Raw genomic sequence first — 25,345 nt, forward strand, 5'->3', positions numbered from 1 at the left:
GACTGTTAGAAGGTGTTTTACCAACTATTTTTGACCATTAGATCTGATAAAATTTCAATAATTTTTTTGTTTAACATTTGCCAAAAATCCTGTCTATCCAAAATTTGGTCTGAAGTTCAAAACGAGCATCTGTGGACTATCGACTGTGAACTGATTCCTTATTTCACTCTCTTCCCATGCTTGATCACCATATCTACATTTTGGAGTAAGCTGATGTAGCGCAAAACATCCCCGCGAACAGCGATGATATCGGCATATTTTCCTTCACTGATGGTCCCGTAATCTTGGTCAACGCGCATTGAAACTGCCGGCCAATAAGTAGCGGCTTTGATGGTCAGCATCGGGTCAAATCCAAATTCATTGACCCACACATCCAACTCATTCCATGTACTTTGGCTATGAAATTTCATGGGAATACCCGAATCTGTTCCGATCATCATGACCACCCCGGCATCTTTGAGTTGGTTGATTTTTTTCTCCAATGTCGGCTTGCGAACAGGTGTCAACTGAAAATATGGCATCCTTCCAGGATACCGCAAGGAAGCCCTGATATCTCTAATGATCGAGTCTGGCAAATCCAGGTGCCAAGAGGGGTCATCAAGCTTTTCGGGATTATTGCGCATATACTCGTAGTTGTAAAGACCTTCCACAGTAGGTGTCCAAAACAAAGGTCCCATGTTCATCTTGGCAGTCCGCTCTTTGATCATGGCTATGATGTCCTCAGGATATTCTGGAGCAGAGGAAAGTCCTGTATGTTCAAAACAATCAATCCCGATTTTCAATCCAACCCTGATTTCGTCAGGCCGATGCGAATGCCCAACGACAGGTTTGCCATATTTATGCGCTTCATCAACTACTGCTTTGGCTTCCTCAAAAGTCATCTCGTCCTGATCGATCAGCTTGATGACATCGACACCTGCATCAACCAGTATTTTGACTTTGTTCCGTGCGTCCTGAACCCCATTTACTCCCCATCGGAATTCCTCTGTTCTTGGATATGGCTTTTTTTGAATAAAAGGTCCTGACACATACACTGTCGGCCCGGGGATTTCTCCTTTATTGATCCTGTCTCTGACATTGATACTGGCTTCAAGTGGTGCTCCAAGTTCACGGGCACTTGTGACTCCCGCCATCAGCAATTGGTGTGCTGAAGACGGCATGATGACAGACTCAAAGATATCGATATAGGTACTGTCCCAATGGGTATAATTGCTGTGCCCGTTGAGCATCAGGTGCACATGCATGTCCCAAAGTCCGGGAAGGACTGACATTCCTTCAGTGGAAATCACCTCGGCTCCGCTTGGAATCGCCAAGGTTCCCACCTGCCCGATTTCTTTGATCCGGTCATTTTCGATAATGATCACCGAATTTCGGAGAGGCGGACCACCAAAGCCGTCAATCATAGTTCCTCCGACGAGGGCTTTGATATTTTGAGATTGGACAGCAAAGGAAACAAAAAGCAAAAGGGTTACAGCCCATTTGGCTTTATTCGAAATCATTGTTCTCATTCTAAATTCGGATAGGTTGACGTTTAAAATTTAGAGAATAAAATCGGTTTAAAAATTGCCAACCATGTAAATGAAATGAAGGCCTTGGTAGTCAGTTTTAAGTTTTTCCCCATCTTTGTTGATAGACTCCCAAAAATTATGAGCAAAGGAAAACTGTTTTTGATCCCAACTGTCCTTGCAGAAAACACTGCTGACAAGGTCATCAGCCCCCAGGTAAAAGAAACTGTGAAGAATCTAAGTTATTTTTTGGTTGAAAATGTCCGTACAGCAAGACGGTATATCAGCAGTCTTAGACTTGGAATTACCATTGAGGATTTAAAATTTGAAATTCTCGATAAAAGCACCAAAGGCGCTGAATTGGAGAGAATTATGAAACCTTTGTTTTCAGGACAGGATGTTGGGGTAATGTCAGAAGCTGGCTGTCCAGGGATCGCGGATCCGGGTTCGGCAGCAGCAGCCTACGCCCATGCCAAGGGTATAAAAGTTGTTCCGCTTTCTGGGCCAAGTTCAATGTTTTTGGCTTTGATGGGTTCAGGATTCAACGGACAGTCATTTGCATTTCATGGTTATTTGCCAATCGAGAAGAAGGACAGGATTCTTGCGATTAAAAACCTGGAAACTGAATCTGCAAAAAACAACAGGACTCAGATCTTTATGGAAACGCCTTTTCGCAACAATCACCTCATGGAAGATTTAAAGAATACACTTAATCCAGATACGAAGTTATGTATTGCAAAAAATGTGACAGGTCCAGATGAAATGATCCTAACCAAACCTGTTTCGGAGTGGAGAAAATCCCAACTGGACCTGCACAAAATTCCTGTAGTGTTTGTTCTTTACGCTGGAAATTAAGGTTCTATCAACACCCTATAGGAGTCGTAAAGTGTCAAAATATCTTCTACATATGACACAGCTAGGTGTCCTTTAGCATATCCGCTTCTGACAACGGGGTCTTTGTAGTATTGTGGGTCAGACTTTAAAGTCAGGTAATGGGCAACATTCTTCCAGCTTTTGTTATTGCCGCCATACTTTAATGTTAGGTTCCATGCATCAAGAACGTGACCATGACCGACATTGTAAGAGGAAAGGATAAACTTGATCCTTTCATTGCTTTCGGGCACTTTTTCCTTCCAAAACTTATCTAGGTATTTAAGGTAGTTTACCCCTCCCATTAAGCTTTGAACAGGGTCGTTGGGATTTTCAACGCCAAAGCGCTCCAAGGTTACCGGCATCAACTGCAACAAGCCTGTGGCACCTGCATAGGAGGTGGCTGTTGTATCAAACCCCGACTCTTTATACACCAACGAGGCTAACATTCTCCAATCCCAACCTAGGTTTTCTGCTCCCTTTTTGATCAGGTCATCGTATTGGGAGATTTTATTGCCACCTAGTGAAGAAAAAGAACTGTTTGCCCTGAAATAATGATTTTTAGAATTTTGAAAATACTTGGCATACAAAGTCCTGATATATCCGGATTTATTTTTTTTCTCAATCCACTGATTGACTTCATTTTCAAGATTTGGTGCATTTTTTCTGATTGCCCAAGCAACATCGGCCTTGGAACTGATCTCCACATCTATATCAAGGTCATTGTAATAGGTTTCATTTACCATGGCGACTACCTTATCCACCACAGTGAATTCGATTTCCCCCTTGTTTACTTTATTTACAAGGAAATCACTGCTTCCTTTTTCCTCCAATACAGAAAGTGTAATCCCAAGGTCATTTTGAAGAGAACATAATTGTGATTTAAAAATAGCGTCTTTTTGGATGTATACTACCTTTCCATTCAAATCCTTTGGGTCTTTTACTTTGGAAGGGCCATCCTTTTGGACCAGGACAGTACCCATACTTCCAATCGGTGCAGTGAATGAAGCAAATTTTTTCCTGTCCTCGTTGACAGCAAGGTTCATTGCAACGATGTCTGCCTTTCCCTTGTTTAATAAATAAAATGCTTCTTCTATATCCGATTTGACAATGAGATGAAGTCTCACTCCAAGAGAAGATGCCAAGGACTTCAGCATTTCAAACTCATAACCCATCCTTCTCCCCCTGTAGATATAATAACTGGTGGAAGAATTATCGACAACAGCCCTGATGTAGCCTCTTTTTATGATTTCATCCAAATCCAACTGAACGGGATTATCCCAAAAACTAACCTCTGTCTCGGTTCTTTCAAATAGGGTACATTGAAACCCAAAAATCGTAAATATTATCAAAAACAGTAAATTGATTCCTGTCTTCTTCATTCCATTTGTGTCCCTTTCAGGACTTTGGTTTATACAAAGATCGTTCAAAGCAAATTACATACCAAATTTATTGCGTTATGAAATACATTTTTTTGCATAAAAAAACACCAATGAAAAATCATTGGTGTCATATAACTCTGATTTTCAATTATTTATATTCAAATCGATTAATCAATGGTTAATTGAAAATTTTCTTTCCCTTCTTGGAAAAAAATCCTTCCGGAAAGCCTCATCAACTCAATTTCCATTTCTTTGATGTTAAATATTGCCGTCAACAACCTGTTTTCTGCAGTCAATAAATTGAGCTGTGCATCCCTGAATTGAAGGTAGTCGGAAATACCTAACCTGAACCTTTCCAAAGCAATGTCGGCATTCTCTGTGGCTACCTTATAATTGACGTATTCAATCTCTAGGAGCTCTTTATTGGTAAGGTAAGTATTGTAGGCCCGTTGGATATCTGAATTCATCATGATCTCCATATCCTTTACTGCAAGTTCAGCATTCAGTTTTTGGACTTTGGCATTTTGGATTCTTCTATTGACCGTAAAACCTGTGAATATATTCAAAGACAGTGTGGCTCCATAATTAAATCCTTGCCTCTGGTTTTGAAGCAAGAACCCCGCCTCTGATTTGAGTGTGTTGTTATTGTATGCACCGTTTAGGTTAATGGTAGGAAGTCTCAATGCCTGTGTTTCCTTAAGCGCAAGAAATGCATCATTTTCTTGTCTTTGGGCCAAAAGGAACAGTTTGTTGTTCATGGCAGCATTTTCCATTAGCTCTTCCAATCCCAAATGTGTTTCAATCACAATCGTATCATTGACCACAAAATTGGTAGAAGGGGGTAAGGCCAACAATTCATTGATATTGATTTTGGCATTTTTTATAATCAATTCCTGATTGGTCAACAAGGACGAATCAGCATTGTAATCGACCTGCGCTGTAAGGAAATCACTCCTACCGGCGCCACCAAGTTCATACCTTGCCTTGGCAATATCCAATCTGGCCTGAGAGAGATCAAGTGTCGTTCTCAACACATTGTAACGCTGAGATTCGAGTACCAACCTAAAGTACGCATTTGAAATTGCGGCAACAGTGTTTTCTACCAAAACTTTTGCTTGGAGATCACTCATATCGGCCATGACTCCCAATCTCTTGAGGGTATAAATTGTTTCAGGCCGAAAACCGTAAAAACCAACAATTGAATAGTTTTCGGTATTGGATTTTGCACCATCAATCCTGGTAGGATTATCGGGATTGGTAACAAAAGTCTGCTCAACATCCTCGTTACTGAAAGATCGGATGGCATTGGCATCTATGACTGGCATAAAGAAACTTCCAATACCAATTTTTACGTCCCTTTCGGCAATCACCACATTGTTTGCAGCTATCTTGATCCCATAATTCTTCTCCAGACCCATCAAAACTGCTTTTTCCAAATCAAGTATTTCTCCATCTTGTGCAAACAGAGAAAACGTTGCCCAAGTACTGAGCACCAATAATAAAAGTAACTTTCTCATTAGACTCTTGCTAATCTTCCTTTCTTGGATGTTAAATAGGTATAAATGGCCGGGATAATAAATAGTGTCAGTATCGTTGAAAATGCCAATCCACCGATGACAGCAACTCCCATAGGAACCCTGCTTTCTGCACCTGCTCCAAGAGCCAAGGCTATCGGCAGGATACCCAAAATAGTGGACAAACTCGTCATCAAAATCGGTCTGAACCTGGCAGCAGATGCTCCAATGATTGATTCATCTATAGACATACCTTGAGCTTTTCGCTGGTTGGCAAATTCCACGATCAAGATTCCATTTTTAGTCACTAAACCTATGAGCATGATGATACCTATCTGGCTGAAAATATTTAATGTAAAATCAAATATCCATAAGGAGAACAAGGCACCAAACAATGCCAATGGTACGGTGAACATAATCGTGAGCGGATCCATGAAACTTTCAAACTGAGCAGAAAGGACCAGATAAATCAACACCAATGCAAAAAGGAATGCGAAGATCAAACTGTTTGAACTCTCCCTGAATTCCTTGGAAAGACCCGATACATCAGTGCTGTAAGTATCGTCTAAGACCTCTCCAGCTATTCTGTCCATTTCATCAAGACCAGCTCCTATGGTATATCCATCAGCCAATCCCGCAGAAACAGTTGCACTTACAAATCTGTTGAAACGGTATAATTGTGGCGGAGTACTTTTTTCTTTGATGGTGACCAAGTTGTCCAGTTGGATCAGTTGGCCATTATCAGCCCTTACATAAAGCATTCTCAAATTGATAGGTTCATTCCTGTCAGCGAGCTGCATTTCACCTACTACCTGATATTGTTTCCCATTCATGATAAAGTAGGCAAACCTTTGACCTGAGTAGGATAGTTGAAGCGTCCTGGCTATTTCCTGAACAGAAACACCTACATTTCTTGCCTTTTCTCTATTGATTTCAACTTCGATTTCAGGTTTTGTAAACTTCAGGTTGATATCGGAAAAACTGAATACAGGACTCTGACCGGCTTTTTCCATAAAAGTGGGAATGACTTCTTTCAATTTTTCCAAGGTTGGAGCTTGGATGACGTATTGCACAGGCAATCCACCTCTCCTGTCACCGATTGATTGCGGTTGGGTGACAAAAGCCCGTACTGCTGTATATTTTTTGATCATTCCGGATACCTGACCAAAAACTTCCATTTGGCTTCTCTCTCTATCTGCTGCATCAACCAAAATCAATCTAAGAAAACCCGAATTGGTACTAGAGGTTCCAAAACCCGGTGAGGTGACTGTTGTAATTCCTGCTCTTTCTTCTTCAGGAATCTGATTCATAAAATCAGCTGTCATTTCATCGAGGACTTTGTCCATGTATCCAAACGTCGCTCCTTCAGGACCGGAAATATTGACCCTCATTTCACCCCTATCCTCCACAGGTGCCAATTCAGTAGGGATAACTTTGAAGAAATAATAAATCCCAAACACCATGACGATGATAACGGCAAATGCACTCCATCTCACTTTCATGAACTTATCCAATGCGCCTTCATAAAGATTGTTAAGCCAGACAAAGAAGGGCTCTGTCCAATTGTAAAAGGCATTATGCTTTTCTCTTTTTTTCAAAAGCTTGGCACTTAGCATTGGGGTCATGGTCAATGCGACAAACGAGGAAATAATGACCGCTCCTGCTACCACGATTCCAAATTCCCTAAAGAGTCTACCGGTAGTACCTGTCAAGAAAATAACAGGAAGGAATACCGCTGCAAGGGCAACTGTGGTGGCAATAACTGCAAAGAAAATCTCCTCAGAACCTTTTGCTGCTGCCGTATCGGGATTTTCGCCCTTTTCAATTCTGGAATAAATATTTTCAAGTACGACAATGGCGTCATCTACGACAAGTCCGATAGATAATACAATACCCAAAAGTGTGAGCACATTGATGGAGAAATCCATCAAATACATAATAAAAAACACCCCAATCAACGAAATGGGAATGGTCAAAACCGGAATGAAAGTTGTCCTCCAATCTCTCAGAAACAAGAATATAATCGACACCACAAGTATGAAGGCAATAAAAATAGTTTCCTGAACCTCTTTGATAGAGCTTCTGATAAAAGTGGTGGAATCAAAACCAATATCGACCCTGATATCACTTGGCAAATCTTTCTTGATAGTTTCAAGTCTTTTGTAAAACTCATCTACGATCTCAATATTATTGGATCCGGGAAGCGGTACCAACACTACCCCAACCATGGGCACACCGTCTCTTTTGAGTACAGTCCGTTCGTTTAAAGCCGACATCTCAGCAGCTCCAATATCTTGAAATCTGACGATGTTGTTTTGGTCCTCTTTGATGATCAAGGAATTAAATTCTTGAGGCGTGCTCAGCCTGCTTTTAGTCCTGACAGAAAGTTCGATGGCCTCTCCTTCAATTCTTCCGGAAGGCAATTCGACGTTTTCGCTCTGAACCTTATTCAGTACATCAAGTGGTGTCACACCATAGGAAGCCATTTTTAAGGGATCCATCCGGAGACGGATTGCATACCTTTTTTCTCCCCAAATCTGTACGGTACTCACTCCGGGAATGGTCTGTAACCTTTCCTTAAAAATATTGGAAGCAATATCCGATAGGTCCAATAGGTTTCTTGTCGCACTCTGTACAGCCAAAAAGACAATCGGCTGTGAATCAGAATCCGCCTTGGAAACTACCGGAGGTTCGGTATCTGGAGGTAAGTTTCTTTGGGCACCCGAAACCTTATCTCTAACGTCATTGGCAGCAGCTTCAAGGTCAGCTCCTACATCAAATTCCACAGTAATATTACTTGTACCATCATTACTTGTTGAAGTCAGCGATTTGATACCGGCGATACCGTTGATGGCTTCTTCTAAAGGCTCGGTGATCTGGGCTTCAATAACATCTGCATTGGCACCTACATAAGTCGTCCTTACATTGATAATTGGTGGATCGACGCTTGGAAACTCCCTAATACCCAAGAAACTGATCCCAATAATCCCAAATAGCATTATTGTTAATGACATTACTATGGCAAGAACAGGTCTGCTGATACTGATACTTGATAAACTAGCCATCTTCTAATTGATTTTAGTGTAAGTGACAGGCATTCCTGTTCTCACTTGCAATACTCCGGTGCTCAATACCAAGTCACCTTCTTTCAATCCATCAACAATCTGTACAAAACTCTCCGTACGTGTTCCGATAGATACCTTTCTTTCCTCAATTTTACTTTCTTGGTTGACAATAAACACTTTATATCCTGCAAGTTCAGGAATGACAGATTCCGCAGGAACCATCAATGCATTTTCTTCAACACCGAGGATATATTTGATCCTTACAAACATTCCCGGCAAAAACTTACGCTCTCGGTTTGGGCTTTGCGCTCTGATTTTTAAGGTTCGTGTTCCGGTGTCAATTGTAGGCTCAAAGGCAAATACCGTTCCTTCAACATCCTTTCCTTCTGATTCATTGGAAAAGATAATTTTTGAACCGACGCTCACTTGGTTTGCATAGCGCTCAGGAATGGAAAACTCGATTTTGATCGGGTCAATATTGACAATATTTGCTATGACATCTGATGGTCCGATGACACTTCCTTCTGAAATCATCCTCAAACCCAAAACCCCGTCAAAAGGAGCTCGGATCACTGTTTTTGTCAACTGTGCCTCTACCAATTTGATGTCTGAAAGGTTGGTATTGAACTGGTTAAGGACAATATCGTATTCTTCCTGACTGATTGCCTCCTTGGCCAGAAGTTGCTTTTGCCTGTTTTCCTGACTTTGGAAAAGCTTCCTGGTGAAGTCAAGTCTTTGGTATTGGGCATTCAGTTCATCGTCATTGAGATAAATAAGCGGTGTTCCTTTTTTTACAAACTGCCCTTCATTGAAGGAAATCTTTTTTACCAAGCCTGATATTTCGGCCCTTAAGTTTACACTCTCATTGGGAATAATGGTACCCGTGACGCTGAGGTTGTTCTCCAGTCTTTCCGGACGGATTTCAACTACATTGACCGGGATGGGCTGACCAGACCCCTGCGGTCCACCTGGCTGGGAGGAAGAGGCTACCTCTTTGGTATTTCCCATAATCTGATCCCACCTTGGGTAAATAAAAATCACTGCCAATACTAGTATTATGGCTATAATTAAAACGGTTTTGGTTTGTTTTTTCATTCTATTTAATCTGAAAATCCATTTAAGGCTGGTTGTTGATTTCTTAGAAACTGGAGCGACAATTGATTAAAAACTTCCGGCTGTTCGACATTGACTACATGGCCGCATGATTTGACAATATTGAGAATAGAAAGTTTATGCTCTTTAACGATTTTTTTTACTGCTTCGAGAAACATAATATCCTCCTCACCCATGACGTAAAGCGTAGGGATCGAAAGGTCTTTTTCTTTGAAAAATTTCAACAGGGGATTGATGTCCTTGGTCAATTTAAACCACCTGATAAATTCCTTTTGGCAAAGTCTTTTTGCCTCATTGATGAACAAATTTCGGGACTCGGCATGGTGCCTTCTTGGCATTATGATCCAGGCAAACAAGCTATATAGCCACATGTAAGGAACCACGCTTTTGAATGTATTGCCTAAAGTCACCAGAATTTGAGAGGTGAAGTTCAGCCTAGTAATAGCTCCTGCCATGATCAGGGACTTTACCCGGCGGGGTTCCATTTCTGCCAATTGCCTTGCCAAAATAGTCCCTAAAGAAACTCCCATTACATGTGCCGGTGGCAAATTAAGATGATCAAGGACTTCAATGATGTCTTTTGTCACCGCCGGAAAGGTGTATTCTTCCTTCCAGATATTTCTTATGGATTCAGCGGATTTACCATGGCCTCGCAGGTCAATGAGCAAAAGATTGAATTCCTGTTTGAATTCCCTGATTTGTTTGTGCCAAATTGAGGACGAGCCTCCGGCCCCATGAATGAATACCACCCATTCGTTACTGGTAGAATGCCTGTAAGTTTTGTAATACAACATACTGTTTTTCATCTTGACCAAGTAATAACCGAACAGGTTGAATTAAGTTCCGAACCCGAAAGCTAAGGCCATTATTTGGCGTAAAAAACAAAATAAACACGGATGGCTATTGAAGTCGATTAATGGTTAATTCGACTAAGAACCCGGACCAAGGTGTTTTTTGCCTTGGCCCTATTGCTGATTGGCATCACAATTATATTCAATGAAAACTGGAAAAAGCCAATGATTGGTAAAAACCAATTTATTCGTCTTTTCTTTTCTGAAAAATCTACAAAATTGTATCAACCTTTCTTAAGCTCAAAATTGATTCTATTTAGAGCTTTCTTCTGATAAAATCTGTCATCAGGGAATACAAATGCCATGATGTATTGCCTCCCGAAATCCCGTGATTCCGGTTGGGATAATACATCGTTTCAAACTGTTTGTCAGCTTTGATTAATGCATCGACAAGATCTACTGCATTTTGGTAATGCACATTGTCATCTCCTGTTCCATGAATAAGCAGCAGATTTCCCTTCAGTTTGTCCACATGGGTGATCGGGCTGTTGTCATCATATCCGGCGGCATTTTGCTGAGGCGTCTGGAGATACCGCTCTGTATAAATAGTGTCATAATACCGCCAAGTCGTCACAGGAGCGACCGCAATGGCTGCTTTGAAAACATCATTTCCTTTCATCAATGCAAGAGAGGACATATAGCCTCCATATGACCAACCCCAGATTCCTATCCTCGATTTATCAATAAAGGGAAGTGAACCTAAGTACTTGGCTCCGGCGATTTGGTCCTCAGTTTCCAGTTTACCAAGATTCGCATAGGTAGAATGCTTGAAGTCTCTGCCTCGCGCACCTGTTCCTCTGTTGTCTACACAAGCCACAATGTATCCTTCTGCGGCAAGATGATGATGCCAAAAGTCCCTTGTTCCACCCCATGCATTAGTCACATTTTGGGAACCTGGTCCTCCATACACATACATCAGGACAGGATATTTCTTGTTTGGATCAAAATCCGCCGGCTTGATCATATACCCATTCAATGGAGTACCATCCACTGTATTGAAACTGAAAAACTCCTTACCTGACATTGCAAAAGTCGATAGCTTTGATTTTAGCTCCTGATTATCTTCGAGAACTTTGAGAAGTTTACCGGATGCTTCGTTCAAAGTCACTTTTAGCGGGGTTGTCGAATTTGAAAAATTGGCTATGAAATATTTGAAATCTTTACTCATGTTGACTGAATAAGTACCTTTTTCAGGAGTCAGGATTTTTTTGTTTTTACCATCTAAGCTGATTACATAGAGATTTCTCTCCAGTGGTGACGCCTCGGTTGAGATATAGTAGATTTTTTTTCCTTTCTCGTCTACGCCGACCAGATTGGTCACTTCCCATCTGCCTGAGGTAATCTGCCGGATGAGGTTACCTTGGTTATCATGATGGTAAATATGTTTGAATCCATCATGTTCGGAAGTCCTTATAAAACCTTTATTATCTTCCAAAAACCTCAGGTCATCATTGTAATTGAGATCGACGTAAGTCTCTGATTTTTCTTCCAGGACGACTTTGCTCTGACCTGTTTGAGCATCGGCATATAATAAGTCAATCTGGTTTTGCAATCTATTCACCCTCAAAAATGCCAATGTATTAGCTTCCCCAGTCCAATATATCCTAGGCAGATAAATGTCTGTCTCGGTGCCGGTATCGGCTTTCACTGTTTTTTTACTGGTAAGGTCATAAAAATGGATACTGACTTTGGCATTGGATTCACCTGCCTTTGGGTACTTGAATTTGTAATCCTGAGGGTATAATTTACCCCAAAGCTGCATGTTGAATTCAGGAACTTCAGACTCGTCAAATCGGATAAAAGCAATTTTTTGCCCATCTGGTGACCAAGCAAAAGCCTTTGACATCGAGAATTCCTCTTCATAAACCCAATCTGCTGCGCCATTGATCACGTGGTTCCAATTTCCGTCGTCGGTGATTTGGGTAAGTTGGTCTGAAGACAATTCTATGACAAAAAGATTATTGTCTTTGACAAAAGCGACTTTGTCATTTTCCGGAGAAAGTGTGGCGTACATGATTTTTTCACCATTGAGGAGCTTTTGAGCAGTGCCTTTTTCTAGATCAACTACATGATAAATTCCCTTGCTTGACCTCCTGTAGATACTTTCTACATCAGAAGCGATCAGTGCTTTTGATTCATCGGCATTAAAAGAATAAGTTGAAAAATTCACCCCTAATGATTCTCCATCAATCAATATTGCCGTTTCCTCACCTGTGGCTACATTGACCTTCACCACTTTTGGACCTGCCTGACCCCTTTGAAGCTTGCTGTAAAATTGGCCATCTTTCATCCAATTGATCCCCTGAACTGACTTTTGGGAAAAGGTATTGTTCTTAAAAACATCCTCTAGGGTGACTTTTTGTTGGGCAAATGTCTCAAAGTTACAAACCAGGAAAAATGCCAAAAAAGAAACCAACTTAATTCTCATCATAAATTTCTATGTCTATTGTGGGGTTTAAAAGTATAAAAAAGCGACATAACCGGAAAAAAATTTTACGTTACCGGGAGGACCAAACTGAAGATTTGAAATCGGATCAAGCAAAAAATCAGAGAATTTCTCTGCTGCCGTTTACCCTACCCCTGTATTTTACACCGTTTTCTACAATCAATATTTCTCCTCCTCTTCCGTCTTTTATACTTGAATCCACTCCAATGACCCTACCATCAAAAAGTGGAGTGATGGCTTCGAGCGAGGTATGGCCAACAACGATATGCTTTGATTCAAAAAAGGCCAGTATATCATCCAGATTTTTATTGGAAACAGAGAATTCAATAAAATAGCCACGATACCAAATAGGCCCTTCTTCGCCGGTCAAAAATCTAATGAGGCTTTTGGTGTTCCGGCTTGCGGTAGGTTGTGGAGACAGGACCTCTTCAAAAAACACCTTATTTACTTTTTCAACATTTAATTTCCGCTTAAGAAATTGTGGAGAAATCCCAGCATGGGTAATGAGAAAATCATCAATTTTTATAATTGCAGGCCTTTTTTTCAACCAATTTCCCAATACTGAATTATCCGAATATAATTCAGCAGGATTTATCCCCATGATCTTTGATGCGGCGACATATTTTTCATTCAAGTATCTAAAATCACCTGTCTTTACCATCAATTCATGGTTCCCCAATAAAAAATGAACTTTCCCCCCGGACTTTTCAGCCTGATATGCGAGTTTATAAGCAAGCCAAAGAACCTCTGTCACCATATCTCCACGTCCTAGTATGTCACCGTTGATGACCAAGTGGGCTTTGCCAAATGCCCAATTCATGTTTCCATCGATGATCCCGTGGTTTTTCAAAAGTTCGACCATCAAGGGATATTGTCCATGGATATCAGAGATTACCGCGAAGTTGGGTATGTTTTCATATTCCTGATCAAAATTAGGAACAGATCCCATGGTTTTTTGAAATATTTCAGGACTTAACCCAAAACCAAATTCTCTTTCTAAGAAGTCGGTGCTGAGGTTTTCTGCGGTTCTCATTTCCCCATTTTTTACCCACTTGGCTTTAAACTGGTCCCCCTGAAGGTAAATATAGGGTCCCTCTGAAATGGTGGTTTTTCCTTCTTGGGCAAATATGATTTTTGGAAATGCAAAGCATAATAGGATCAGAATCCAAATCTTATAAAACATTTTATGAAGACTTAGTTTGGAATAATTTGCTGTTTCCATCAATTAACATATTTGCAATGAAAAGCGAAGATTGAATATAACATTTATTAGCCAAATTCACCGAATACAAAAAATCTCAATCCACAATTTTGACTCCTATTTTTTTATGCCAAGCAATGATTAATGCAGATTGATTTTTACTTTTACATGCCATGAAGAAAAAAATTGCCTTAGTGACCGGAGGATTTACCGGAGAATCTGTCATATCCTTAAAAAGCGCAGCGGTGGTTGAAAAAACTCTAGACCGAAGCTTATATGATATCTTCAAGATCATAATCTATCCGGGAAATTGGTATCATGAAACAGCCGCGGGTGAAAAAATTCCCGTCGACCTCAATGATTTTTCCATCATTCTCCAAGATCAAAAAATAAAATTTGACGGGGTATTCAATATCCTTCACGGTTCACCGGGAGAAGATGGAAAGTTGGCTGGATATTTTGACATGATTGGCTTACCCTACACCACCTGTGACGCGCTGACCTCTGCCATCACGATGAACAAAGGCTACACCAAAGCAATAGTACAAGACATTGATGAATTGTTTGTTGCAAGGTCTATCCAATTGTTTGACAACAATTCGGAAAATATCACCCGCATTTTGAAAGAGCTAAGGTTGCCACTATTTATCAAGCCAAACAACGGAGGTTCAAGTATCGGAATGAGCAAAGTCAAAGAACCGAATGAACTTCAAGAAGCTTTGGATAAGGCATTTGCAGAGGATTCGCAGGTATTGGTAGAAGAATTTGTTTCAGGAAGGGAATTTTCGATTGGTGTATATCGGTCAAGAGGGATCACTACTGTCCTTCCTGCTACAGAGATCATCAGCAGTAAGGAATTTTTTGATTTTGAGGCCAAATATTCACCTGGAGTTTGCGAAGAAATTACCCCAGGAAGAATGACTACGGAAGAAGTGGAAAGGGTAAACCGGATCATCGAAAAAGTATATCAAAAATTGAACTGCAAAGGGGCAGTCAGGATTGATTATTTTCTGGAATCTGAAACAGGTAAGTTTTATTTCATTGAAATCAATACGGTTCCGGGTCAGACAGAAACCAGCCTGATCTCCCAGCAAGTGCGTGCATTAGGAATCGATGTCAAGGATTTTTACAATGCGCTGATCGAGGAAATGTTTTCCTGAACTTCCTTTTGGAACTCAAAAACGGATCTGAAAACCAACAAAATCAGGGATGGTGTAATAGGTCAGCCCATCATCAAAGTAAATGGGATCTGGCTTTTTTTCCGAAAAATTATACAAATCCACTGCTTCCCTTGTCAGATTTCTACTGCTTCTCCTATAAAATCCTGAAGCAATCCCAATTCCTACAGTGGCAATCGCCAATGGTAACAAAAGATTGTTTCTCGTTGAATAGGATGCTGATTGAGGAGGAATGAAACTCAAAGCAATTACCCCCATGGAAGTTAAAAATGCACCTCCATCCAGCAATTTGCCGGTTTTCTGCTTTTTCAAGGCCATTTGATATGTCTCAAATGCTTCGGGTTGGGTCTGCATCAATCGGTACACTTCCTCTTTGTTCAGCACTTTGGGTCCATCCAAAATATCGATTCTATCCCCCAAAAAAGTTTGCCTGTAATCAATCCTTAAAAAGGGCTCCTGACCATATACTTCGGAAACAAGACATACCAAAAGCAAAGCAAAGGATAATTTTTTCATAAGTTCAGAAATTGAGGGTTAAGCCTGCAGCCAAGGGCGATAGTTTAAATTGGAGGGAGGGTCGGTCACCAATTCCCCTTACTGCTTTATAGTTATAAATTTCAATCGCATCGGAAGTTTCCCTTTTGCCATTTCTTTTCATAGGAAATGCAATGGTCGTAATTGTCGCTGCTCCCAACATCATTCCTCCCGAAATAAGCACTCGCTGTTGGGTAAAATCGCCTGAAAACAAATATACCAGAGAACCTGCAGCCAAAATCCATCCTCCCAATCTAAGGGTTTCACCGACTGCCATTTTTTGATTGGCTTTGGAAAATGCCTCAGCATCCTCAGGAAAAGCACCCATAATTTTTTCGATTTCTGAGGCCTTTACCTTTTCGCCATCTGCAAGGTAAACATGGTTACCGAATAAATTCTCCCGATAAGAAATCCTTGGATTGTTTTGGGCTTGGATATTATTGTTAACAAATAATAATAGGAGAAAAACTGAGATTGATTTCATGGGTGAAACTTCTAAGAATAACAGCATCAACGAATAGACTCAAATTAAGTTTGGCCGAAAAACGGGAAATTTCACCCATCATCCAACAAAAAAAAGCGGCCCTAAAGCCGCTTCTTCCTATATTCCAAACTCTTTTTTGATCTTATCCACAAAATCAAGCTTTTCCCAGGTAAACAATTCCACCTCTAGGGTTTTTGCCTCCCCATACGGGTTTTTAAAGGTTTTGAAAACTTTTTCATATTCCCTTCCCATGTGGCCATATGCAGCGGTTTCTTCATATATCGGATTTCGAAGCTTCAATCTTTGTTCTATAGCATAAGGTCTCATGTCAAAGATGCCCTCGATTTTTTTGGCAATTTCCCCATCGCTCATACCTACTTTGGAAGTTCCGTAGGTGTTCACATAGATCCCCATTGGTTTGGCTACACCGATGGCGTAAGATACCTGCACCAAAACCTCCTCCGCTACACCCGCTGCCACCATATTTTTGGCAATATGTCTAGTGGCATAAGCTGCCGAACGGTCGACTTTGGATGGGTCTTTTCCAGAAAAAGCACCGCCTCCATGTGCACCTTTCCCTCCATAGGTATCCACGATAATCTTCCTTCCGGTCAATCCGGTATCTCCGTGTGGGCCTCCGATGACAAACTTCCCTGTTGGGTTAATATGGTAGATAATCTGATCGGTGAACAAAGCCTGAATCTCAGGCTTCAACTGCGATTTTACTCTAGGAATCAAGATTTTGATCATGTCTTCCTTGATCTTAGCCAACATTGCAGGTTCCTCATCAAAGTCATCATGCTGGGTCGAAACTACGATGGCATCGATGCGCAAAGGCTGGTTATCATCTCCATATTCGATAGTGACCTGGGATTTGGCATCTGGTCGTAGGTAAGCAATTTCTTTGTTTTCCCTTCTAAGTGCTGCCAATTCCTTCAATATCCTATGCGAAAGATCAAGTGCCAAAGGCATGAAATTATCTGTTTCTTTAGTAGCATAGCCAAACATCATTCCTTGGTCCCCGGCACCCTGTTCTTCAGGATTTGCTCTTTCCACTCCCTGATTGATATCGGGAGACTGCTCGTGGATTGCTGAAAGAACTCCGCATGAGTTTCCGTCAAACATGTATTCACCTTTGGTATAACCGATTCTGTTGATGACGTCTCGAGCTATTTTTTGAACATCAAGATAGATTTCCGATTTTACTTCCCCTGCAAGCACAACCTGACCTGTAGTCACCAATGTTTCACAAGCAACTTTAGAATTTGGGTCGAATGCTAAAAAATTATCGATCAAGGCGTCCGAAATCTGATCAGCAACTTTGTCAGGATGACCTTCAGACACAGATTCGGATGTAAATAAATATGGCATATGGGAAAATATTTAAAGCGTTTTCAATTGGGTCGTAAAAATAAGGTTTCATAGGGAAATAAAAAATCGGAAACGGGCGGTTATGGCTATTGAAAGGTAAGATTATCCAAATGAACCTAAATTATCCCAATTTCAGCTTTTAATATCATTTAGAATGAATTGGAAGTTAGAAAAGAACAATTTTTAATTTTTTGGGACAAATAAGAATAAAGGTATAGAGCTGAACATAGAGAGCCAATTTCAATAAAATTGGATGATCGATCCTCAATCTTCCTGTTTTTCCATCCCTCAATCCCGTTGGAATCCTTAACTTTGCCCAATACAACCAATTCCCAAATTCTCAATGAACGAAAGGTATATGCAAAGGGGCGTATCTGCCTCCAAAGAAGATGTACATCAGGCCATTTCCAAATTGGACAAAGGACTTTTTCCAAAGGCTTTCTGCAAAATAGTGGAAGACACTCTTGGCAATGACCCTGACTTTTGCAACATCATGCATGCTGACGGGGCGGGTACAAAATCCTCCTTGGCTTACATGTATTGGAAAGAAACAGGGGATCTGAGTGTATGGAAAGGCATCGCCCAAGATGCCATCATCATGAATACCGATGACCTGCTTTGTGTCGGTGCAGTCAACAACATCTTGGTATCATCGACGATCGGGAGAAACAAGAATCTGATTCCCGGTGAGGTAATTTCAGCCATCATCAACGGTACCGAGGAAGTCTTGCAGATGCTCCGTGACCACGGTGTGAATGTGGTCCTGACAGGAGGGGAAACGGCAGATGTAGGGGATCTTGTCCGAACGGTAATCGTAGACAGTACGGTGACTTGTAGGATGAAAAGGGAAGATGTCATCTCCAATGACAAAATCCGGCCCGGAGATGTGGTGGTGGGATTGGCCTCCTTTGGGCATGCTACGTATGAAGATTTTTATAACGGCGGAATGGGAAGCAACGGCCTAACTTCCGCAAGGCACGATGTTTTCAACAAACTATTGAAAAGCAAATATCCTGAGAGTTTTGATCCTTCTGTCCCTGCCGATTTGGTCTATACCGGTAAATATAACCTGACAGATCCTGCTCCCGGGCTTTCAGTTGATATGGGTAAATTGGTCCTTTCTCCTACCCGTACCTATGCGCCTATCATGGTCGATGTGTTGAAATACTTAAGGCCAAACATCCATGGCATAGTACATTGCAGCGGAGGAGCGCAGACTAAGGTTCTACATTTTGTAGACAATGTGCATGTGGTCAAAGACAATCTGTTTGATACCCCGCCACTTTTCAAAATCATCCAGGAAGAAAGCGGTACAGACTGGAAAGAAATGTACAAAGTATTCAACATGGGACACAGAATGGAGGTTTATCTTGAAGAAAGGTATGCCGAAGAGGTAATAGACATCGCCGAAGGATTGGGTGTTGAAGCCAAAATTATAGGCCGGGTTTTACCACATGATGGTAAAAAAGTAACCGTGCAAGGTACCCATGGCACTTTTGAATATTAAATAAAAAAAAGCAAGTTAAAAAAATATCCCTTTACAATATGCCAAGACCAATCGCCCAAAGGATTTTCAGAGTTTTTGGTTGGACTTTTGGTATTGTTGTGTTTTTAGCTTTGGCTACTTTGACGAGGATAGATTGGCGTGATTTCAAAGAGATGGAGTATTATCAGGAGACTGTAGCCCGCCTTGATTCCCTGAATTTTGAATCTTCAGAAGGCGAAATATGGCTTGCAGGCTGGTCATCTGTCAATGCAACACCTACTTCTCCGGCAAAATTGGTAGGATATAAACCAAGGGGAAGGTATGAGTTTGTGCTGGACAGCAGTTTTGTCAAAGCGATGGTCATTAGTAACGGAAAATCTACTGTCGCATTTTTGAATTTCGAATTAATGATCGTTCATCCTTACCTACAGGGAAGAATCAATCAGGCAATCAGTGATTCAGGATTGGCATTGGACTATGTATATTTTACCGCAACCCATACTCACAGTGGTATTGGCGGACATATTCCGGGGCTTATTGGAAAATTGGCTTTTGGAGGCTATGATGATAAAATCGTCAAATTCCTGGAAGCCAAAACCTTGGAAGGATTAAAATCGGCCATGGCTAGCAGAGACACTGTGGAAGTTTACTTTAGGAAAACCAAAGCGGATACACTTGTCGCCAACAGGCTGATCGCAGAAGACCCAATCGATCCCTATATCAGGCAATTGATATTCGAAAAGCGAAATGGGAAAAAAGGAACAATCCTGACATACAGTGCCCATCCGACTATTTTGAATTCAAAATTCATGGGTTTATCAGGAGATTATCCCAACTACCTGACCAAATTAATGGAGAAAGGAGAATATGACTTTTCGCTTTTTGCGGCGGGTACAGTAGGAAGCCATCGGCCTGTAGCCACTGGAAATCAAACAAATGATGTCGAATCATATGCCTTGGCACTAAACAGAAATCTTTCTGAAAATATCCATGAAGTATTTCCTGTAGAGGAGCCAAACCTCAAGGTTGGAAATTTGCCGGTTGGCCTCAGAAAAGCGCATTTTAGGATCAGTGAAAAAGTCCGCATCCGGCCTTGGATTTTTAATTCAGTATTTGGTGATACCAATGCCCATTTTGACATCGTGCAAATCGGAAAAACATTGTTTATCAGTTCAAGCGGTGAAATTTCAGGAGTTTTTATGAAGGAATGGGAAGACTATGCCACAGAAAAAGGATTTCATCTCATCATCACATGTTTTAATGGAGGCTATATCGGATATATCACACCGGATAAATATTACAATTATCCGCTATATGAAGTCCGGGACATGAATTGGTTCGGTCCTTATAACGGCGCTTACTTTGATGAAATGATCAGGAAAATGATCGATAAAGCAGCAGAGTAAAAATCAAAATCTATCTGTCCTTACAATAAAAGCAACAAAAACGGCAACAGAAACAATGCTTCTGATTTTCTTCTGATCTGATCTTTGCTTTGGTTTTTGGAGAAAAATAAAATCAGGTGATAACCGATAATCAGTCCCAAAATCATGGATGAGATGTGATAATAGGATGGGAGAATCGCGGAAAAGACTACCAAGACACCGATCCCTGTTAATCCCAAAACTATGATGAGATTCTTTAAAGCGGTTTTTGGGATCAATACCAGCACAGATCCAAAGCCATCTTTTTGATCTACTTCGGCATCCTGATAAGAAAGCATCAAGAGATTGACGAGTGCTGCCAAGAAATAAACAAATGCAAAAACATAGACGCTGATATCGATCAATTCAAAATCAACTTTTGCAATTGGAGCAAATGAAATACCCAAGACGTAAATCAAAGCTGTGGAAATTTCTTTCAACCAAGAATATTTTGGTCCAGCAATTTTCAAGAATCCCATCCAAAACACCGTTACCACTCCTAGCAATATTCCAAGGGTACGGATAAATTCCATTTCTGTCAGCCTAAAAAAAAGGAACGCCCCTATCAGGATACAGCAAATGACCAAAGCGGATAGTACCCGATGATATTTTTGGTGAAGTTGATGCCTAGGGGATTGGGGTTTGCCGATAGCACCCCGGGCATCCATCAGGTGATCTAAAGTATAAATACTCCAAACTGCCAGTCCCAGAAGAAAGTAGACTGATCCTGCAATATTGACTTCTAAAAGGTCCGAAAAAAACAGCATCCCGGCCATTGCACCGAAAACCACATCCAGAGAAAGAAGATTGATATAAAGCAATATTTTCCTAAAAATCTCCATTTGGCTTTAAAGATATCCTCTTGTCATAATTTTCTTTCCAAAAGATCTTAAAGAATCAAAACTTTTTAAATTGAAAGAAAAATCCAACCTATGAAAAATCTGCTTTTCCTTTCAATCCTATTGCTTTCAATCGGTATTTCTGCTACAGCTCAATCCAAAATCAAAGTTGCATGTGTTGGAAATAGCATCACCCAAGGTCCCGGAAGAGACAATCCTGACAGTTATCCACTTCAGATGCAAAAAATTCTTGGTGACAAATATGATGTTAAAAACTTTGGTGTAAGCGGAAGGACCTTACTCAAGAAAGGAGATTATCCTTTTTGGAACGAGCCCCAATTTGAGGAAACCAAGTCATTTGCGCCGGATATCCTAGTCATCAAGCTAGGAACTAACGATTCAAAACCTCAAAACTGGAAATTCAAAGCGGAATTTACTGCTGATTTTATTGAAATGATTGAGACCTTCAAAAAATCAATGCCAAAAACAGGCAAGGTCTACATTTGTCTACCTGTTCCGGTATTTCAAGGAAATTTTGATATCAACGGTGATGTAATTCTAAACGAAATGCGGCCGATGCTTTTGGAAATTGCCAAGAAAACAAAATCAGAAATCATTGATTTATATACCCCACTTTTGGACAAATCACCACTTCTTCCTGACGGAATCCACCCAAATAAAGAAGGGCTTGGAATCATGGCGGCAGAAGTTGCCAAAGCAATCAAATAAAATCACGCAAAACTTTCTCGTTAAGCGAAAACAAAAACCCTCCCTTAAATTCATCCAAGGGAGGGTTTTATATTTTCATCAATCTTTCGAATGGAAGATTTTAGGGGGGTTAGAATTTTTAATCCATTCCTAGGAACTCCACTTCAAACATCAATACGGAGTTTGCAGGAACACCCGGAATCGTTCCGCTGTCTCGGTAAGCCCAAGGAGAAGGTATGATCAGCACTCCTTTGGACCCACTTGTCATTTGCCTGAAGCCAAGGTTAAATCCTTGGATTGTCTCGGATGTACCAAGGGTAAACTGGAAAATTCTATAAGTCCTCGAGGGATCATACACGTCATTTTCTCTCGCTACATCCTCAAGGTTGGTATCGAATACCGTTCCGTCCAATAATTTGCCTGTGTAGTTGGTATAAACCAACATACCTGCTGCAGGCTTTGCCCCTGTCCCTTCTTCCTGAACAATAATGACAACCCCCGTAGGGTCATGGATTCTGTAAAGACTATCAATAGGAGCAGTCCTCAAGAAGTCATCGATTTTAACCCTATCTATAGCAAGGTTTCCTTCGCTATCATACACAGGTCCACCAAAAGGACTGGGCGTACCACAAGATGCTACAAGCAACACGGCAACAAGAAAGGATAAAACAATTCTAAAATTTTTCATTTATCAGTCGTCTGCCAGAGGATTATCCTTGATATCTACCAATTCAATTTCGAAAATTAATGGGGAATTTGGAGGAATGATGGCGTTTGCTTGAGATCCGTAACCATATAATGATGGGAAAATCACTGATGCTTTGTCACCTTTTTCAATGTTGAAAACACCATATTCAAAACCCGGAATTACCATACCCAAACCGATTATAAATTCCAATGGCTCATAAGTCCGATTCGCATCATAGACGTTATTCGCTTTGGCAATCGATTCGATAGAGGTGTCAAATACCAAGTTGCTAAGCAATTTTCCTGTGTAATTCACAAACACCGTGTCTCCTACAGAAACCTTATCTCCACTTCCTGACAATTCAGTCCAGTATATCCTGATTCCTGTCCCCCCATCTATTTCCTCCTTGACAGAAGCAATTGGGTTTTGCGTTATGTATTTTTCAATTTTCTGAATATCCTGGTCAAAAATAATCTGGGCATTTTCCTCGTCAGAAACACAAGAGGAAAATATCCAAACCAATGATAATAATAACGCGCCTGCTTTTTTCATATGTTTATTTTTGTACGTCTGTGATTTCTACGTCGAAGATCAGTACAGAGTTTGCTTTAATTGGACCACCTGAATCTCTATCTCCATAAGCAAGAGTAGAAGGAATAAAGAACTTAGCTTTGTCCCCTTTCTTCAATAGTGCAAGACCTTCGTCCCATCCCGGGATTACCCTTCCTTGACCTACGGAAACTTCCAAAGGACCATAGCCACCTTGCGCATCTCTTTGCTCATTATAGGTATTGTTAGCTTGGGCAATTTCTTTGATACTTGAATCAAATAGTGTCCCGTCCAATAAGTACCCCGCATAATGAACAAAAGCCAAGTCTCCTGACTCTATTTCAGGACCGGTTCCTTCTTTTTCAATGACGTAGTAAAGACCTGATTCTGTCTTGGTAGCTTGAATATTTTTTTCAGCAAGATAATCCTCAATGATTTTGGTATCAATTTCCAACTGCTTCACTGCATTTTCAGCCTGCTTCTTCATTTGAGCTTCCTGAAGTGCATTGAAATAAGCTTCAACGCCCTGTTGGTCAGTGATATCTACAACTCCAATCTGGATTTTTACATTTTTCTCTTTATCAAGGAAGAAAGGCATATTCTGCTCTCCAAATACCTTCATAGAATTAGCTTCAAAAGCAATACTGTCTCCCTTTTTGAGACTTAGAAAAATCTCATCCATTCCACTTTCCTTTGGTAAGGAGTCATTGAAAAGAATATAACCTGGCATGTTTTGATCATATGTAGAGATAAATGTGGAGTCTTTATCCGTTTTTACAATAAGATTGTAAAGGATATACTCCCCGTTTTTGGGAGCAACATCTCCCTCTTTGATGTAAGTATACTCGATGCCATCAGAGGTTGTCTGTTTTTTCTTACAAGACATCAAGCCGGTAGCCAACACCATCACTATGGCGGGCAATAAGTAGAGATTAATTTTTTTCATGAAGGAGTTCAGATTGAATAAATAGGGAATTATAGTTTTCTTTTATGAGTGTTTCGAATTTTTCTGTTGTTTCTAGCAGGGTCAGTTGAGATTTTCCTCCTGAGGCATTTTTATGTCCTCCCCCATCAAAGTAAGATGCTGCGAATTTATTTACTGCAATATCCTCGGTGGACCTAAAAGAGATTTTGATGCCATCTTCGCGCTCTGTAAAAAGTGCTGCAATCTTGATGCCATCTAATGACAATGCATAATTGACCAAGCCTTCAGTATCTCCGGTTTGGGAGGAATATTTTCTAAGATCTTTTTTGCTGATTGCAAAGTAGGCTGTTTGCAAATCCTGCATAATGGTCAACCTTCGTGTTATTGCAAATCCGATAAATTTCAACCTGTTGACACTATTGGTATCATAAATCAGTCTGGAAATTTTGGAATTGTCTGCTCCTATCCCAATCAACTCCGCCGTGATCAAATGGACGTTTTTGGTGGTATTCGGATGCCTAAAACCACCGGTATCCGTCATGATCCCCGCATAGAGGCATTCTGCAATATCTTTGTCAATCAAATCTCGGTGCCCAATCGCCACAATCAATTCATAGATCAATTCGCAGGTGGCTGCAGCAGAAGTGCTCCAATACCTGAAATCAGCAAAATCCTTAGGATCTTGGTGGTGGTCGATATTTACTTTATAGGCATTGGAACTTTCAACCCATGACTGCATATCCTGCATTCTCTTGGGACAAGAGAAATCCAAACAAAAAATCATAGTGGCTTTTTGGATGATTCCAATAGCTTCTGCTCTTTTGGACCTATCCTCAAAATTTATCACATCTTCATTTCCCTTCATCCAATGAAGAAAAGACGGATAATCAGAAGGAGTAATCACCTGAACCTCATGCCCCAGCTTAATTAGGAAGTTTGACATTGCCAGACAAGATCCCAATGCATCTGCATCAGGCTTGTGGTGGGTGGTAATGACTACTTTCTGGGGTGAGGAAATTATATGTTTAAATGACTCTAATTCTCGCATTTGATTGCTTTTGTACACTCCCCTAAAGGAACATAGTCCGCAAAGGTCAGGATAATTTTTGAAAAATCCCAATGACACTAAAAGCCTAAATCTGAATCAGATAATATAGATTTTACAAGCATTATTCGGAGATTCAATGAATTCCTGTATTTTTGCAGCCACAT

21 protein-coding genes are annotated in these 25,345 nt (G+C 40.7%); 5 read left to right on the plus strand and 16 right to left on the minus strand.

Annotated elements, in window-relative coordinates; translation table 11 throughout:
- Nucleotides 1-158: 158 nt before the first annotated feature.
- Nucleotides 159-1,508: an amidohydrolase family protein gene (locus NU887_RS03885; RefSeq protein WP_258422054.1), complete on the minus strand. Its 1,350-nt coding sequence runs from the start codon at nt 1,506-1,508 to the stop codon at nt 159-161.
- A gap of 138 nt (nt 1,509-1,646) precedes the next feature.
- On the opposite strand from NU887_RS03885, the gene NU887_RS03890 reads away from it, so the two are divergent.
- On the plus strand, nt 1,647-2,360 hold the full coding sequence (locus tag NU887_RS03890) for an SAM-dependent methyltransferase (protein WP_258422055.1): 714 nt from the start codon (nt 1,647-1,649) through the stop codon (nt 2,358-2,360).
- Here the strand turns inward: NU887_RS03890 and NU887_RS03895 are convergent.
- The 7 genes from NU887_RS03895 to NU887_RS03925 all read right to left on the minus strand — a co-directional run bounded on the left by NU887_RS03895 (nt 2,357) and on the right by NU887_RS03925 (nt 13,968).
- Nucleotides 2,357-3,757: an MltF family protein gene (locus tag NU887_RS03895; protein WP_258422056.1), complete on the minus strand. Its 1,401-nt coding sequence runs from the start codon at nt 3,755-3,757 to the stop codon at nt 2,357-2,359. The genes NU887_RS03890 and NU887_RS03895 overlap by 4 nt on opposite strands.
- Before the next feature lie 167 nt (nt 3,758-3,924).
- Complete coding sequence (locus NU887_RS03900; RefSeq protein ID WP_258422057.1) at nt 3,925-5,274, minus strand: TolC family protein; 1,350 nt, start codon at nt 5,272-5,274, stop codon at nt 3,925-3,927.
- The gene (locus NU887_RS03905; RefSeq protein ID WP_258422058.1) at nt 5,274-8,336 is read right to left on the minus strand and encodes an efflux RND transporter permease subunit; all 3,063 of its coding nucleotides are present in this window, start codon (nt 8,334-8,336) and stop codon (nt 5,274-5,276) included. The genes NU887_RS03900 and NU887_RS03905 overlap by 1 nt, the downstream gene beginning before the upstream one ends.
- A 3-nt stretch (nt 8,337-8,339) precedes the next feature.
- Nucleotides 8,340-9,431, minus strand: a complete 1,092-nt coding sequence (locus NU887_RS03910; protein ID WP_258422059.1) for an efflux RND transporter periplasmic adaptor subunit — start codon at nt 9,429-9,431, stop codon at nt 8,340-8,342.
- 5 nt (nt 9,432-9,436) lie between these two features.
- Complete coding sequence (locus tag NU887_RS03915; protein ID WP_258422060.1) at nt 9,437-10,243, minus strand: alpha/beta fold hydrolase; 807 nt, start codon at nt 10,241-10,243, stop codon at nt 9,437-9,439.
- A 313-nt stretch (nt 10,244-10,556) separates the two neighbouring features.
- Complete coding sequence (locus NU887_RS03920) at nt 10,557-12,728, minus strand: S9 family peptidase (protein WP_258422485.1); 2,172 nt, start codon at nt 12,726-12,728, stop codon at nt 10,557-10,559.
- 118 nt (nt 12,729-12,846) lie between these two features.
- Entirely contained in the window at nt 12,847-13,968 is a 1,122-nt protein-coding gene (locus tag NU887_RS03925) for a metallophosphoesterase (protein WP_258422061.1), read from the minus strand.
- Nucleotides 13,969-14,120: 152 nt separating this feature from the next.
- Between NU887_RS03925 and NU887_RS03930 the strand changes: the two genes are divergently transcribed.
- Nucleotides 14,121-15,107 (plus strand): D-alanine--D-alanine ligase, encoded by a 987-nt coding sequence (locus NU887_RS03930; RefSeq protein WP_258422062.1) that lies wholly within the window; start codon nt 14,121-14,123, stop codon nt 15,105-15,107.
- A 15-nt stretch (nt 15,108-15,122) separates the two neighbouring features.
- Here the strand turns inward: NU887_RS03930 and NU887_RS03935 are convergent, their stop codons facing one another.
- The 3 genes from NU887_RS03935 to metK all read right to left on the minus strand — a co-directional run bounded on the left by NU887_RS03935 (nt 15,123) and on the right by metK (nt 17,514).
- The gene (locus NU887_RS03935) at nt 15,123-15,641 is read right to left on the minus strand and encodes a hypothetical protein (RefSeq protein ID WP_258422063.1); all 519 of its coding nucleotides are present in this window, start codon (nt 15,639-15,641) and stop codon (nt 15,123-15,125) included.
- A 4-nt stretch (nt 15,642-15,645) separates the two neighbouring features.
- Nucleotides 15,646-16,143: a hypothetical protein gene (locus tag NU887_RS03940; protein ID WP_258422064.1), complete on the minus strand. Its 498-nt coding sequence runs from the start codon at nt 16,141-16,143 to the stop codon at nt 15,646-15,648.
- 117 nt (nt 16,144-16,260) lie between these two features.
- Nucleotides 16,261-17,514: a methionine adenosyltransferase gene (metK, locus tag NU887_RS03945; RefSeq protein WP_258422065.1), complete on the minus strand. Its 1,254-nt coding sequence runs from the start codon at nt 17,512-17,514 to the stop codon at nt 16,261-16,263.
- A 343-nt stretch (nt 17,515-17,857) separates the two neighbouring features.
- Between metK and NU887_RS03950 the strand changes: the two genes are divergently transcribed.
- Nucleotides 17,858-19,021, plus strand: a complete 1,164-nt coding sequence (locus NU887_RS03950; protein ID WP_258422066.1) for an AIR synthase related protein — start codon at nt 17,858-17,860, stop codon at nt 19,019-19,021.
- A 38-nt stretch (nt 19,022-19,059) separates the two neighbouring features.
- Nucleotides 19,060-20,406 (plus strand): neutral/alkaline non-lysosomal ceramidase N-terminal domain-containing protein, encoded by a 1,347-nt coding sequence (locus NU887_RS03955; RefSeq protein WP_258422067.1) that lies wholly within the window; start codon nt 19,060-19,062, stop codon nt 20,404-20,406.
- Between the two features lie 20 nt (nt 20,407-20,426).
- Here the strand turns inward: NU887_RS03955 and NU887_RS03960 are convergent, their stop codons facing one another.
- Nucleotides 20,427-21,266: a UbiA prenyltransferase family protein gene (locus NU887_RS03960; RefSeq protein WP_258422068.1), complete on the minus strand. Its 840-nt coding sequence runs from the start codon at nt 21,264-21,266 to the stop codon at nt 20,427-20,429.
- 90 nt (nt 21,267-21,356) lie between these two features.
- Here NU887_RS03960 and NU887_RS03965 point away from each other — a divergent pair, with 90 nt between their 5' ends.
- Complete coding sequence (locus tag NU887_RS03965; protein WP_258422069.1) at nt 21,357-21,992, plus strand: GDSL-type esterase/lipase family protein; 636 nt, start codon at nt 21,357-21,359, stop codon at nt 21,990-21,992.
- Nucleotides 21,993-22,110: 118 nt separating this feature from the next.
- On the opposite strand, the gene NU887_RS03970 is transcribed toward NU887_RS03965, so the two are convergent.
- From NU887_RS03970 to NU887_RS03985, 4 genes are read right to left on the minus strand one after another with little or no spacing between them, the layout of a single operon-like run.
- Nucleotides 22,111-22,659, minus strand: coding sequence for an FKBP-type peptidyl-prolyl cis-trans isomerase (locus NU887_RS03970; protein WP_258422070.1), 549 nt, complete (start codon nt 22,657-22,659; stop codon nt 22,111-22,113).
- Between the two features lie 3 nt (nt 22,660-22,662).
- Nucleotides 22,663-23,211: an FKBP-type peptidyl-prolyl cis-trans isomerase gene (locus tag NU887_RS03975; protein ID WP_258422071.1), complete on the minus strand. Its 549-nt coding sequence runs from the start codon at nt 23,209-23,211 to the stop codon at nt 22,663-22,665.
- Between the two features lie 4 nt (nt 23,212-23,215).
- Nucleotides 23,216-24,154 (minus strand): FKBP-type peptidyl-prolyl cis-trans isomerase, encoded by a 939-nt coding sequence (locus NU887_RS03980; protein ID WP_258422072.1) that lies wholly within the window; start codon nt 24,152-24,154, stop codon nt 23,216-23,218.
- A complete protein-coding gene (locus NU887_RS03985; RefSeq protein WP_258422073.1) occupies nt 24,141-25,181 on the minus strand; it encodes a DHH family phosphoesterase in 1,041 nt (346 codons plus the stop codon). The genes NU887_RS03980 and NU887_RS03985 overlap by 14 nt, the downstream gene beginning before the upstream one ends.
- Nucleotides 25,182-25,345: the final 164 nt, after the last annotated feature.

It is taken from the genome of Aquiflexum gelatinilyticum (assembly GCF_024741135.1).
Classification (GTDB): domain Bacteria; phylum Bacteroidota; class Bacteroidia; order Cytophagales; family Cyclobacteriaceae; genus Cognataquiflexum; species Cognataquiflexum gelatinilyticum.

Excerpts from the sequence above, each read along its gene's own strand:
- NU887_RS03950 (WP_258422066.1), top strand. The coding sequence starts at position 17,858 with ATGAACGAAAGGTATATGCAAAGGGGCGTATCTGCCTCCAAAGAAGAT.
- NU887_RS03895 (WP_258422056.1), bottom strand. The coding sequence starts at position 3,757 with ATGAAGAAGACAGGAATCAATTTACTGTTTTTGATAATATTTACGATT.
- NU887_RS03965 (WP_258422069.1), top strand. The coding sequence starts at position 21,357 with ATGAAAAATCTGCTTTTCCTTTCAATCCTATTGCTTTCAATCGGTATT.
- NU887_RS03925 (WP_258422061.1), bottom strand. The coding sequence starts at position 13,968 with ATGGAAACAGCAAATTATTCCAAACTAAGTCTTCATAAAATGTTTTAT.
- NU887_RS03980 (WP_258422072.1), bottom strand. The coding sequence starts at position 24,154 with ATGAAAAAAATTAATCTCTACTTATTGCCCGCCATAGTGATGGTGTTG.
- NU887_RS03930 (WP_258422062.1), top strand. The coding sequence starts at position 14,121 with ATGAAGAAAAAAATTGCCTTAGTGACCGGAGGATTTACCGGAGAATCT.
- NU887_RS03910 (WP_258422059.1), bottom strand. The coding sequence starts at position 9,431 with ATGAAAAAACAAACCAAAACCGTTTTAATTATAGCCATAATACTAGTA.
- NU887_RS03985 (WP_258422073.1), bottom strand. The coding sequence starts at position 25,181 with ATGCGAGAATTAGAGTCATTTAAACATATAATTTCCTCACCCCAGAAA.
- NU887_RS03935 (WP_258422063.1), bottom strand. The coding sequence starts at position 15,641 with ATGAAAAAATTATCCTTTGCTTTGCTTTTGGTATGTCTTGTTTCCGAA.
- NU887_RS03915 (WP_258422060.1), bottom strand. The coding sequence starts at position 10,243 with ATGTTGTATTACAAAACTTACAGGCATTCTACCAGTAACGAATGGGTG.
- metK (WP_258422065.1), bottom strand. The coding sequence starts at position 17,514 with ATGCCATATTTATTTACATCCGAATCTGTGTCTGAAGGTCATCCTGAC.
- NU887_RS03920 (WP_258422485.1), bottom strand. The coding sequence starts at position 12,728 with ATGAGAATTAAGTTGGTTTCTTTTTTGGCATTTTTCCTGGTTTGTAAC.
- NU887_RS03975 (WP_258422071.1), bottom strand. The coding sequence starts at position 23,211 with ATGAAAAAAGCAGGCGCGTTATTATTATCATTGGTTTGGATATTTTCC.
- NU887_RS03960 (WP_258422068.1), bottom strand. The coding sequence starts at position 21,266 with ATGGAGATTTTTAGGAAAATATTGCTTTATATCAATCTTCTTTCTCTG.
- NU887_RS03885 (WP_258422054.1), bottom strand. The coding sequence starts at position 1,508 with ATGAGAACAATGATTTCGAATAAAGCCAAATGGGCTGTAACCCTTTTG.
- NU887_RS03890 (WP_258422055.1), top strand. The coding sequence starts at position 1,647 with ATGAGCAAAGGAAAACTGTTTTTGATCCCAACTGTCCTTGCAGAAAAC.
- NU887_RS03955 (WP_258422067.1), top strand. The coding sequence starts at position 19,060 with ATGCCAAGACCAATCGCCCAAAGGATTTTCAGAGTTTTTGGTTGGACT.
- NU887_RS03940 (WP_258422064.1), bottom strand. The coding sequence starts at position 16,143 with ATGAAATCAATCTCAGTTTTTCTCCTATTATTATTTGTTAACAATAAT.
- NU887_RS03900 (WP_258422057.1), bottom strand. The coding sequence starts at position 5,274 with ATGAGAAAGTTACTTTTATTATTGGTGCTCAGTACTTGGGCAACGTTT.
- NU887_RS03970 (WP_258422070.1), bottom strand. The coding sequence starts at position 22,659 with ATGAAAAATTTTAGAATTGTTTTATCCTTTCTTGTTGCCGTGTTGCTT.
- NU887_RS03905 (WP_258422058.1), bottom strand. The coding sequence starts at position 8,336 with ATGGCTAGTTTATCAAGTATCAGTATCAGCAGACCTGTTCTTGCCATA.